The 11,912-nt window shown below is 33.5% G+C and carries 12 protein-coding genes; 1 reads left to right on the forward strand and 11 read right to left on the reverse strand.

What is annotated here, in order from left to right; genetic code table 11:
* Positions 1-104: 104 nt before the first annotated feature.
* From D1817_10370 to ggt, 11 genes are all read right to left on the reverse strand, one after another.
* Positions 105-1,421, reverse strand: a complete 1,317-nt coding sequence (locus D1817_10370) for a type II toxin-antitoxin system HipA family toxin (protein ID AXT20267.1) — start codon at positions 1,419-1,421, stop codon at positions 105-107.
* Positions 1,415-1,768 carry an XRE family transcriptional regulator gene (locus D1817_10375; GenBank protein ID AXT20268.1) on the reverse strand — a complete coding sequence of 118 codons (354 nt, stop codon included), beginning with the start codon at positions 1,766-1,768 and terminating at the stop codon, positions 1,415-1,417. Before D1817_10375 ends, D1817_10370 begins: the two co-directional genes overlap by 7 nt.
* Before the next feature lie 197 nt (positions 1,769-1,965).
* Positions 1,966-3,810: a cystathionine beta-synthase gene (locus D1817_10380; protein AXT20269.1), complete on the reverse strand. Its 1,845-nt coding sequence runs from the start codon at positions 3,808-3,810 to the stop codon at positions 1,966-1,968.
* A 208-nt stretch (positions 3,811-4,018) separates the two neighbouring features.
* A complete protein-coding gene (locus D1817_10385; GenBank protein AXT20270.1) occupies positions 4,019-4,414 on the reverse strand; it encodes a hypothetical protein in 396 nt (131 codons plus the stop codon).
* A gap of 29 nt (positions 4,415-4,443) precedes the next feature.
* On the reverse strand, positions 4,444-4,743 hold the full coding sequence (locus tag D1817_10390) for a hypothetical protein (protein AXT20271.1): 300 nt from the start codon (positions 4,741-4,743) through the stop codon (positions 4,444-4,446).
* Positions 4,744-5,075: 332 nt separating this feature from the next.
* On the reverse strand, positions 5,076-5,612 hold the full coding sequence (locus D1817_10395) for a hypothetical protein (GenBank protein AXT20272.1): 537 nt from the start codon (positions 5,610-5,612) through the stop codon (positions 5,076-5,078).
* Positions 5,612-6,553, reverse strand: coding sequence for a hypothetical protein (locus D1817_10400; protein ID AXT20273.1), 942 nt, complete (start codon positions 6,551-6,553; stop codon positions 5,612-5,614). The genes D1817_10395 and D1817_10400 overlap by 1 nt, the downstream gene beginning before the upstream one ends.
* Before the next feature lie 298 nt (positions 6,554-6,851).
* On the reverse strand, positions 6,852-7,943 hold the full coding sequence (locus D1817_10405) for an amidohydrolase (GenBank protein ID AXT20274.1): 1,092 nt from the start codon (positions 7,941-7,943) through the stop codon (positions 6,852-6,854).
* Positions 7,944-8,041: 98 nt separating this feature from the next.
* Positions 8,042-8,512 (reverse strand): hypothetical protein, encoded by a 471-nt coding sequence (locus D1817_10410; protein AXT20275.1) that lies wholly within the window; start codon positions 8,510-8,512, stop codon positions 8,042-8,044.
* Between the two features lie 47 nt (positions 8,513-8,559).
* Positions 8,560-9,690 (reverse strand): amidohydrolase, encoded by a 1,131-nt coding sequence (locus D1817_10415; protein ID AXT20276.1) that lies wholly within the window; start codon positions 9,688-9,690, stop codon positions 8,560-8,562.
* A gap of 20 nt (positions 9,691-9,710) precedes the next feature.
* On the reverse strand, positions 9,711-11,381 hold the full coding sequence (gene ggt, locus D1817_10420; GenBank protein AXT20277.1) for a gamma-glutamyltransferase: 1,671 nt from the start codon (positions 11,379-11,381) through the stop codon (positions 9,711-9,713).
* 240 nt (positions 11,382-11,621) lie between these two features.
* Between ggt and D1817_10425 the strand changes: the two genes are divergently transcribed.
* Entirely contained in the window at positions 11,622-11,855 is a 234-nt protein-coding gene (locus D1817_10425) for a thioredoxin family protein (protein AXT20278.1), read from the forward strand.
* Positions 11,856-11,912: the final 57 nt, after the last annotated feature.

Raw genomic sequence — 11,912 nt, forward strand, 5'->3', positions numbered from 1 at the left:
GTCATTGCGAACATTAGTGAAGCTATCTGTCAATTTAGAGCTCTCTTTAAAAAGATTACTTTGTTCGTTCCTAAAACAAGTTCAGAACAAGCTTCATAATGACGTTAATTTTCAAACTGTAAGGCCCATAGGTTTTCAGTAATTCTATTTTTTAAAGTGGACGATACTTTTACTTGATTGGCATACTCTGGCCAACGGCTCACTACTGTTTTAATCTCTTCAATAATCTTCTCCCCTTTTTTAATGCTATTCATTTTTGCAAGATGCATCAAATCAGCTTTGGTTATCTTTTTATGTTTTCCATTAATACTTAGCGTGTGCTGATTCACCCAAACATTGGTAGGATCATAAGAATAGCAGACATCATAAGCTGGTGATAATTCCCATTTACTCCCCTGCTTCAATCTAAATGAAAAGTTTTTGGTATGGTCATCATAATTGGTAGACATCACATTAAATACCATACGCCTAAACATCTGTTCGGCTTCAGGGTAGCTCATTTTAAGGATGCGCATAGTTTGAAACAATTGCTCGTAACTATAAGCGTACAAGTTATTATAATCAAAGTGTTGCATCCCACAAAAGGTTTGTATATGGTGTTTCACATTATTGTCGTCACGATCAAAACGCTTGGTCATAAAATGAGCACGTTTATGCTCTTCTAATAACTCACAGTCCATCATCTCTAAACCACAATCTTTAGCCATTAAATAATACGCATATTCCACACGTCCGTAACCATGACTCACTCCAAACTGTGCATCGCTTACACCATCGAGTTTAATCATCCAATGCTCAAAACCTTTAGGCACTTTGGTTTGTCCAGAACGCACTTCTCCACTCTTTCTATTGTATGCAATTACTGCTTTAGGTCGTGCACCACCAGCAGAAGTTCCTATTTTAAGGATTTCTTGCATTGCTTTTCGCTGCTCCTTATGCAAGTTGGTTGTAAAACCTTCTCTGTTAAACAGCATTTGCTGTGCAACTTCTACCAAACTTTTAATCTCTATAGAAAAAGTTTGCTGGCTTGGTTTTAGTTGTGTGGGTTCAAATTCTAAGGCACCCATTCCACGAGAACCAATAAAACTCAATTGTTCAACAGGATTCATACTATTGGGTGGCCTACCATTTTGTGCAAGCCAAATATTAATCAGTTGATTTCCGTAACGATCAGGTAAAGTATCTGCTAATAGACCTGGTAAGCCTTTAAAAGTTGCAATTTCTTCATCTTTTCCTTTACGGAGCTCTGGAAAGCTATAAATACGATCTCCGTTAGCAATGGGCATTTTAATTGGTGAGAGATCATAGCCCTTACTTAAAAATTGTGGATCATACTGAAAGATGGCTAATTGCCTGTTCGCATCCCAACGTACGGCTCCTACCATTTGCCCCCATAGCTTTATTTCTGCAACATCTACCATCCTAGATCATCTTTTGAGGTTGCATCTTTTGGTTTACTTCTCGCCCGTTGTCGTTTTTGTTTTTGCAATTTTGCATAAGCAATTGGGCTTATCTCTTCTGTTACCGTAAACATATCCATAATATAGAGTAAATCTAAAACGCGTAATACTTGCATCAAGCTCTTTAAGGCTATATTTTCACCACGCTCTAAAAGGCTTAGTGTTGAACGGCTAATTCCTGCGGCTTCCGAAACATTAGTTTGTGATTTATTTTGTAATAAACGATGATGTTTTACAAACTTACCTATGGTTTCCGATAATGATTTGTCGCTCATTGAAGCCCACTCACTGTATGAATTATCACTCATAAGTATATTTATTAATCATTAGTGCATTAATAATCATTCAAATATACAAAAAAATAATTAATTTATATTTTACAATGTATGAAAAATCATTCAAAATACATATAAAATACATTTATTGAATGATTTTTAATTCATAAAACTTCACTTAATCAATAGAAAAATAAATCAGTCGCTTTACTCTTCCCTATAAGGTTGAACTAAATTTGCTCGACAAAATCTGTAAAGACCTTTTTATGCAATTCTAAATCCATATTCGAAGACAATGCTACACGAACAATATAATCTTTATCGCCTTCTTTTGTTGTACCTTGAGTAGAAGTTGCAGGGATCGTCCAATAACATCCTTTTAACTGCCCGTAGCTTACACAGAACTTACTTTCGTCAGGAACTTCGTTAATCATTAAATTGATTAACTTCAGATTTGATGCTCTTTTATAAGTTTCTCTTTCTTCTTCAGTGTTCCCTTTGGTAGGGAGGTCTAAAGAAAATACAGATGGTGTAAACCCTTCTTTTGCTAATGCTTCCGAAACAAAATTGATTTTCGCATCTGGTAAGGTATCATTGATAAAGTTTACAAATTCTCGTGTATAAGTATAAGCATCTTGAATTCTTTGATTCATTGAAGGTAATTGTTCCGCTAATATTTCCATTTGAAGATCAGTAGCTTCATTATCGCAAAGCCTTAGATGCAATTCTATGTTCTCCATCAAAGCCTCGGCTTTTTTATTGGCTGTACAATAGCCTGCAGTACATCGTCCCCCACTCGGGAATTTAGAGCCGCTCACATATGCAATGGTTCTAACCGTAGAGAGTATTTCGTTTTCTCCTAAAAAGTGTACATTAGGGCAAAATGTTTGATCCAAAATAAACACCGGATCGATAGCAATATTTCCATCCTTAGTTTTGCGTTCTTTACTTAAAACTTCTTTTAATTTTATAAGATCCGGAACTTCAACCCTTGGGTTGGTTGGAATCTCTGCAATAATGTATGGTACAGCATCTTCTTCGGCAATTTTATTTAAAACGGTATCGATACTTTGTACCATATCCTGGCCACCATCAACAGGTAAATCCATAACTTCAATAGTATCGCTACAAGCAGCAACACGTCTAGCCTGATCATTGGTTCCACCATAACAATTTGGAGGCACTATAATTTTAATAGCTTTTCCTTTATGCTTTTCTAGTGCATCGTGAACTAGTCCCATCACAATTGCATATTGTATAGATAGTCCGCTAGAGCCTACTAATGCTTTTATATTTGTACCTGTAATATCTGCAATGGAATTTAAAACACTTGTTTTGTTAGCCTCTACATTATTATTGTTAGTATCAACAGAAGGTTGCTCTAAAAGATTTTTTAAAGCCACAAGCGTATTGGCTGGTGTCATTGCAATGGTCTCTCGTCTTCTTACATGCTGAATTTCTGAAATATAACTCTCATTTTGTTTTCCATTTACTAATACAACACTTCCTAATTGTGTGTTGGTATTAATAAAAAAATCAACATTTGGAGTCAGTTGAAAATTACAAACATCATCTTGTTCTGAAATAAAAACAGTACTACCATTAAATTTTGGAATCTCACCAACGTTTTCAACTTTCTTTAATTCAAATGTATATCCGTAGACACTCTTTATAACATCCGTATCAAAAGAGTCAGGCAAGTTGCCAGTATAAGCGATTTGGGTGTTTTTATTAGCTAGTAAGTTTTGCCTTAAAACTGCTAATACAGGAACCGTTTTTGATGAAAAACTAATAACGTTATCTGCGTTTATATTATTTAACTTCGCAACTACCCATTCTAGTACACAAGATAAGGGGTGTCCTAATCGGATATAATCGAACGCCGTAGGTAATTCATTAAGTGCTGTCGATTGAGAATTGTTGCTATTAAATAAGGTTTCAAACTGCTCTAAAAATTGGGTTTTAGCCAAAGCTTCATCATAAATATCTAGCCGATGCGTAGTTAGGTTTAGCCAGTCTGCTGGCATATTATTGATAATATCTTTTATATAGGTAAGCGTTGTATTGTCTTGCATAATTTTCACTCTTAAATAGGCTGGCAATATACTATTAATTCGGTTTTTTTAAAGTGTTTTAGACGTTTTGTTGGATTGTACCTAACGAGTTTGTATATGGCTAGTTTTATTAATTATAATTAAAAAACAAGTCATAGGAGTTCGATAGGATTTTCTGAGTACACATAAGATTGAATAATTAATTATAATCATTGTTGTGTGTAATTTTTTATTCAATCCATATTCTTTGAAATATCTCTTCCCTATATTTAATTATAGAATCGACTTTCAATTCCGATGATTTGGTCAAATTAGAATAAATCCGCTTGTACATAGGTAATTGATTCACTACTTCCATTAATCTATTTTCAATTACTTTTTGTCCATCATAAGATTCAGCTAGTTTATTTAACAACTCTATTTCTGCATTGTATTTATTAAATTCATTGTCCGCACAATGGTCGTGAGTTCTGTAATTGCAAAAATCATTGTTAAAAATCCGCCAGTCGTATTCAATAGTGTGATTTTCAAATTCCAATTTACATTTAAAAGGTGGGTCAAACAGAAACAGCAATAAAGTTCCTGTTATTATAAAAATCGGTATGAATAAAATTAGTTTTCTCATCAAATACAATATATAAAACTAGTTATATATTAGTTATTATGTATTAACTTTTTCCAATTTCTAAATATAAATATCAGACTCGGAATAATCGATAATACTATACTTACACCTAAAATCAGTCCATAATTTATTCCATTCCAATTTAATTTCAAAATTCCATTATCACAAGCTGTGCATTGAGCTAATTTCAAATTCGCATCAATTGCAGAAATTCCAAATGCCAATACTATAAAAATTAAGGCGGTAATAATTAAGTTTTTAATAATCTTTTTTAAACTATTTTTCGAGTTTGCAAGTGAGAAAATCAGAAATGCAATTCCAAAACTCATATAATAAAAGTTTGTATTGAAAAGATGAAAATTTTTTCCAATAAAATTAACTCCATTCGAAGTCGTCAATTGAAAAACGTTCTGAATTTGCTCTCGAAAAAAGGAGTCAGAATAGAGTGAAATTCCAATTCCACAAACAAATACTATAATTCCTATTATTACTATTTTAATCAATGTTTATTTTTTGCTTACTCATAACGTGTTCGTGTATGATTTGTGCGGAATCAGACGTTAGTCAGATTCAGCTGTAAATCAGATGTTGGTTTAAAGATATAATTTTTAATTAAAGTTAGAGTGAAGCATGAATTATACACATTGTTGGCAACTGGCTTTTATTCAATTGTTCTATTTATTGTCAATTTCATTATCTTTCTTTGAAGTAATTGTACCAAATCGTCTGTATTTCTAAATGCTAGAATATCTTCTCGATTAATTACCAAAATTCGGATATTGTCACTGGTCAGTGCATTAATAATTTCACTGTGTGCACTACTCACTCCGTCACTTGCTCCAGTAATTCCGCTCAAAGAAATTATTATTCCTGTCGTTGCAAACCTTTGTTGAAGCTTTCTAATAAACCATCCAACTTGTGCACTACTGACTGGTGTTCCAGTGTTTTTGCATTCAGTTATGATTGCATAATCCAAAAAATAAAGGTCAGAATTTCTTGTATCATTATTGAAAATAACGTCAAGTTCATGAGCTCTTCTATCATCTAAAACATTAGAAGCGTAATGCGTAACATTTGGCACTTTGCAAAAGATATATCGAACTAATTCTTCCAATTTTGCACCTTTAACAGCATTGGTTGGAGCATTGTCAGACTCTCTTAATAGACGTATTATTTTTATTCGTGAATATATTGCCATTATTCAAGTCCGTGTGCTATTTTGTTTCTTTGATTTAACAGCAAAGACTCAAATGAGTTTTCTATTAGTTCATTCACGAAATCTTCTAAATCGTAACTAATTATTAAAGGATAAAGTGAAGTTTTAATTTTATGTCTTTTATTTTCTCTATCAATGTATAGTAGAATTCCAACTTTGGCGTCTGAAACCTCTATATACCTTCTAATTTGATTTTCTGCATTTTGAAGTCTAGCACTATTTAAACTACCATATTTAAGTTCAACAATTATCGGATTACCTAATACTTTACCTAAATTATCATTCCATAAGGCGAAATCAATTCCTTTGTCTTTATTCGTTTTATTCTCAACAAAATTTATTCTAAGAATGTTAAAAATTCTAGCAGTAATATCTTCCATTCTAAAACTCTTTCGAGCCAGACTTGCACCATTTTCAGTGTCGCTAGAGAAGTGCCTCAAATCTTGAATTTCTGGAAGAATATCTCTTAATTGAATTTTTGTTTCAGTATAGTGTTCTATTGTTCTCTTTAATTTATCTTTTTGCTTTGAATAATATGTTTTGGGTTTTTTCTTAATGTCAATGAGCAATTTTAAAATTGAGTTTCTTGTAAATTCAAAATCATTTACATCAGTTCTTATAAATAGCTTATTCTCAATGTAAAATGGAATTTTTAAATCTTTATCAAGTAGAATGAAGTGTTGTTTTCCAAGCCCTTCACAAACACCCATTTCATATAACACGTTCGGATTATTGTCAGTAATAATAAATATCGCGAAGTCAGCTTCCTTGATTTTCCTTTTTAGGATTTGTTGTATTGAATCTCCAATAGAAAAATCATATAGGTCAAAAGTATCCACGCCATTTTCGGCAAGAATATTCTTGATATATGATGTGTCAACATTATGTGACGAAGAGATGAAACATTTCAATTTTTTTTCCATTTAGTTTTTTAGCTTGTTGCCAACAATTGGATATAGTTATTAACTATATATCTTTTATATAATCAATTGCGATCATAAACCTATATTAAATTTCTCACCTATACAATACGTAACCTTACGTACATCTTATTCTTACAAAGAAAAAGAGCAGCTTAAATAAGTTGCTCTTGTATATAAATTCGAAATGTATTTTTGGGGCTTAATTAAGGGTACTGAAACAAGTTCAGTATAAATTCGGTATAATAAAAAAGCAGCACCATTTCTGGTACTGCTTTACTCCTACAAACAGGAACATTTCCTAATTAGGAAATAAACTCTTATCTAATCCAGGTATAATGCGTAATGCATTTTTATAGTATACTTTTTTAAGTACATTATCTGGTAGGTCTAATCCGTACATTGGCCAAAACGCATGGTATTTTTTATGGTATGGAAAATATTCGTCATCACTTTCTAATACTCTAAAATAGGTTGGAAATTCTTCAGGTTTCCAGCTGTCTTTCCCGAATAAAATACGGTCTTGATATTTTATAAAAAAGGCTTTTGCAAATCGTGGTTGACGCCCTAATTCTGCGATGATCGCTCCAATACCTACATTCATATTTGGCATTGCATCTAATAACTGACTTAGTTTTCCTAAATTATTGGCATACCATCCCATATGTGCATTGATAAATGTAGTGTTGCGATGTTTTTTAAACATATTGTGTTGTTCCTGGATAATTTGCTCCCAAGGTACTGGGTTATTAGGTCCACGCTTTCTTCCTGGTCTTGTTTTTAATTCTAGCCAACGTTCGTTATCACCATCAAAATCATCCCAAAACGATTTTGGATCTGCCGAGTGAATTAATACAGGAATGCCTAATTCGCCACATTTTGCCCAAATAGGATCTAATCGAGGGTCGTCTACCGCGACACGTTTTCCGTTAACATCTCTATCTCTTAATCCTAAACCTTTATATATTTTTAAACCTCTGGCTCCGTTTTTTACATCTTGCTCCAGTTGTGCTACTGTAGCTTCGATCCAACCCGCTTTGCCTACATTATTATTAAATCCGATATTCGCAAATACTACAAAACGCTTTGGGTAATTAGCCTTTATATTTGCTACAGATTTTTGTAAATCCGCTCCCGTACGTCCACTTAAATTTACCATCAAGCCCATATTAAGCGTATCCATCGCTGCAATTACAGGTGCCAAATTCTGCGTTGGCATACGGTATTGGTGCCCGTGAACATCTATAAATGGAAACTTAGCACGCTTGATAATTTTTCCTGGAACGACTAAAGTTGATATTGGGTTGTACTCCTCGAAAGTAAGGTCTTGAGCGGTTGCAGAAATACATAATACTAATGTGAGTAGGGATAAAAAACTTGTTTTAAAGTTCATTTTTTTGGTAAGTGTTTTGTTGTTTGCGAGTATAAATATAACACTATGTGTATTGTAGTCTAAAACTTTAGGATGCCTTTAACAAGATCGTCAAGTATTTACAATTCTTCTAAGATATTGTTGTAATCGTATTGTAAATCTTCGTGAAGTGTAGTTATCGCTTTTTTGATGAGCAGGATTTGGCGTTCGTAGATATTTACTAGAGATACATTAGCACGCATTGTTGGTTGCATTGCTTTAAGTTCTGAACAGAAATACAATAGTAATTCCACTTCTGTTTCTTTGCGCTTAGAATAACGAATATAGGTTTTTACACGTCTTAATATTTTACGTACACTCTTTTTAATATAATGATAACTCGAAGTATTGATTTCTAAAAACTGTTCTGACACTTCCGCTTTTACGCCTTCTATAAAATGTGTTTCGTCTGATGCTTCGAATAACAGATAAGTAAGTAACTCTTTATTTTCTTTTTTAAATCGGGATAACCGTAAACACAGATCCACCAATTCGGAATGTGTGCTATCCTTTAATTCGTCCTTGAGTTGTTTAACAGTTGCGGTTTTCATTTAAATTGGGTGTTGGTTATTAGGTTTTGGGTCTTGGGTCTTGGGTTTTAAGATAATAACTCTTTAATAATTCCTTTAAACATCTGCATTCCAGTTTCTAATAATTCTTCCGGGAAATCATAATCGGCATGATGTAGTGCGGGCGTATCTATTCCTGACCCCAATCCAAACATAGCGACTTGATGATCTTGAGAGAACCATCCAAAGTCTTCTCCAAACTTAAATGGCTGCGCATTCTCTTGAATATAAAATCCATTCTGCTTTGCAGATTTAATCACGATCTCATTACAAAAATTGTTATTTATAGAAGCTGGAAAATAATCAAACCAATCTATAGTACAGGTAATTCCTTCCGAAATACTGACATTTTCTAAAATCTGATTGATCTTCGTTTTTAACTCAGTCATTCGATCTTCTTTCCAGGTTCTGAATGTATAATGCACTTCGCCTGTTCCTGCCGAAATACCATAAGCTACCTCTCCCATAGTAATATATACTGGTGTAAAAAGCGTAAAATCCTCATCTTTTGGATCACGTATATTTAGGTCTTCAAAAGCAGTTACAATTTTACTAATTGCCAAAGCAGGGTTAATTCCTCTTTCAGGTTCACAGGCATGAGATACTTTTCCGTTAAGGTAAATCGCAATACTTTGTACTGCAGGCGAAAAGTTATTTTGAATCGGAATGATCTGATGCATTGGTGCTCCAGGAATATTGTGTAATGCAAATATATAATCAGGTTGTAGTTTTGAAAATCTTGGATCTTTTAAAACTGCCTCTGCCCCTCTTCCTGTTTCTTCCGCAGGTTGGAATAATAAAATCACTTTTCCTTTTAAATTGGTTTGTGTCCTTAACCAAAATATTAATCCTGCTACCATGGCCATATGCCCATCGTGACCACATTTATGAGATACGCCTTCTGAAGTTGATTTATAATTGAATGCATTAGGTTCTGCAATTGGAAGTGCATCTAATTCACAACGAATCATTACTGTTGGTCCTTGCTCTTCATACTCATAAATAGCAGCTACACCAGTGCCTCCAAGCTCCTCTATAATTTTAGTATCGTGATGTGTTTTAATAAACTCTCTGATACGTCTGGCAGTCTCTACTTCTTGCCCTGATAATTCAGGGTAAGTATGCAATTCTCTACGAAGTGCTTTTACTTTTTCAAGCATTTACAATGTTTAATTTAGGTTTAATGATCTACAATAGCTGAACGTCCATCACCTCGTCTATCGATTCCTGCTTCTAAAGATATTATATTTCCATCTGCATCTCTATTGATCTTTACGCCATTGGCATTACCAATACTTCCTTTACGGATATCATGCCCTTTTGCTTTTAAAGCGTTTATAGTGTCTTCAGATAAATCTGGATCTACACGAATATAATTAGGTTCTACAAATGAGATTTTAGGAGCATCGATCGCTTCTTGCATCGTCATATTAAAATCTATAAGATTAAAAATAATCTGTGGTACATTTTGCGTAATAGTATGTCCCCCTGGTGAACCTAAGGCTGCCCAAGATTTTCCATCTTTCATTATAATTACTGGACAATCGCCAGATAACTTATGGCGTCCCGGAAAAGCATCCATTGGGTTTCCTTTAGGTTCGAATGTAGAATAGGCCATGGAGTTGTTAAAAAATACACCTGTACCTTCAACCATAATACGACTTCCAAATACATTTCCTAGAGTTTGAGTCGCACTTACGATATTCCCCCATTTATCGATTACCACAAAATGCGTGGTGTTTTTACTTTCTTCAGAAAACGGTGGTACAAAATCGGTTACTTTATCTGTACTTAATTGCGTAGCTATTGTTTTTAAGGTTTCTGGAGCAAACAAACTATCTAAAGGAGCTTTTTGTACATCGGGATCGAACGAATATGCTAAACGCGCTTTATAAGATTCTTTAGTCATTTCTGCAAAACGATGTAAATAGTCAGGTGTATTGTGCTCCAACTCTTCTTTTGGAAATTGTTTCATCACTCCTAAATTTACAAAGGCTGCAAAAGAATTTGCTGGTAGTGATGCGGTATACACATCATAACCTCTATAGTTCATTTTTAAGGGTTCCCACCATTCTGCTTTATTATTTTTTAAATCTTCAATCGATAAAAAACTCCCAACTTCTTTCATTTGAGTATCTATCGTTTTTGCTATCTCTCCATTGTAAAATGACGCACCTCCTTCTGAAGCAATATGTTTAAATGTAGATGCCAGATCAGTTTGAATTAATTTATCTCCTTCTTCTAGTGGCTTTCCTTCTTTACCATAAAAGGATTTGGTATAATCTGAAAAATCATCAAATGCCCTCTTAATATATCTGGATGTGGTTGCAGAAATTGTAAATCCGTTTTCTGCATAATTAATAGCTGAATCAAACAAACCGTTCCATTTTAATGATCCGTAAGTGGAGTGCATCGCTTCCCAAGCATTTAAATTCCCTGGTGTAGATATGGATTTTGGACCAAAACGGTTTATCATAAAATCTGGCGTTGGCGCTCTCATTAAATCTGTATTGGTATTTTCTGGGAAACGACCGCTAGGATTTAAATAACGAATATGTTCCGTTTTTGCATCATAAATCATGATAGTACCATAACCGCCAAGTCCGGACATCATAGGCTCTACCACATTAAGTGCTGCTGCAATAGTAATGGCTGCATCAAATGCGTTACCTCCTTTATCTAATACATCTTGACCTGCTTTAGTTGCTAGTGGATGTGCTGAAGCCACACTTCCAGAGATTAAAGAGACTTCTTCAACTTCTAAAGTTGTAGTTTGTTTGTTTTTTGTGTTACAAGAGATACTTAAACATAAGATTAATATCCATAAGGATTTATACATAGAAGATTTCATAAGTGATGAATTTAATGTTGCTAAAATTATAAAAATATAAATCAGATATTAATTTAATAATAGCTTTTATTTTCTTTTACAACAATTTACCTATACACAGCGCCAATTATAAAGAGATTGAGTCAGTTTTTAAAACATATAAAATTGACTATTTATAAAAATATATTTGATTTTATTTTTTTAGTTAGGATTCCTTACTATATTTGTATCGCAATAATGCATTAATATAAATACAAAAACATGAGTAAATCAATTTTTTATCACGCAGGCTGTCCAGTTTGTATAAGTGCAGAACACGACATCATAAATTTAGTTGGTGCTGAAAACGTTGAAATCGTAAACATAGGAGAAGATAGAAATCGAATATCTGAAGCCGAAAATGCTGGAGTAGAATCTGTTCCTGCATTGGTAACTCCAAATGGCAATGCTTTACACATTAATTTTGGAGCCTCTATGGCAGATGTAAAAGGTTAATTTTTTAATTCATATAGTTAGGATTCCTAACATAAAAGAATTCTAACTATTAAAACA

The organism is Flavobacteriaceae bacterium, from assembly GCA_003443635.1.
In the GTDB taxonomy this organism is placed as follows: domain Bacteria; phylum Bacteroidota; class Bacteroidia; order Flavobacteriales; family Flavobacteriaceae; genus AU392.

What these genes read in the sequence shown, in the direction of transcription:
- D1817_10370 (AXT20267.1), bottom strand. Translation starts at nt 1,421, where the DNA reads ATGGTAGATGTTGCAGAAATAAAGCTATGGGGGCAAATGGTAGGAGCC.
- D1817_10375 (AXT20268.1), bottom strand. Translation starts at nt 1,768, where the DNA reads ATGAGTGATAATTCATACAGTGAGTGGGCTTCAATGAGCGACAAATCA.
- D1817_10380 (AXT20269.1), bottom strand. Translation starts at nt 3,810, where the DNA reads ATGCAAGACAATACAACGCTTACCTATATAAAAGATATTATCAATAAT.
- D1817_10385 (AXT20270.1), bottom strand. Translation starts at nt 4,414, where the DNA reads ATGAGAAAACTAATTTTATTCATACCGATTTTTATAATAACAGGAACT.
- D1817_10390 (AXT20271.1), bottom strand. Translation starts at nt 4,743, where the DNA reads ATGAGTTTTGGAATTGCATTTCTGATTTTCTCACTTGCAAACTCGAAA.
- D1817_10395 (AXT20272.1), bottom strand. Translation starts at nt 5,612, where the DNA reads ATGGCAATATATTCACGAATAAAAATAATACGTCTATTAAGAGAGTCT.
- D1817_10400 (AXT20273.1), bottom strand. Translation starts at nt 6,553, where the DNA reads ATGGAAAAAAAATTGAAATGTTTCATCTCTTCGTCACATAATGTTGAC.
- D1817_10405 (AXT20274.1), bottom strand. Translation starts at nt 7,943, where the DNA reads ATGAACTTTAAAACAAGTTTTTTATCCCTACTCACATTAGTATTATGT.
- D1817_10410 (AXT20275.1), bottom strand. Translation starts at nt 8,512, where the DNA reads ATGAAAACCGCAACTGTTAAACAACTCAAGGACGAATTAAAGGATAGC.
- D1817_10415 (AXT20276.1), bottom strand. Translation starts at nt 9,690, where the DNA reads ATGCTTGAAAAAGTAAAAGCACTTCGTAGAGAATTGCATACTTACCCT.
- ggt (AXT20277.1), bottom strand. Translation starts at nt 11,381, where the DNA reads ATGAAATCTTCTATGTATAAATCCTTATGGATATTAATCTTATGTTTA.
- D1817_10425 (AXT20278.1), top strand. Translation starts at nt 11,622, where the DNA reads ATGAGTAAATCAATTTTTTATCACGCAGGCTGTCCAGTTTGTATAAGT.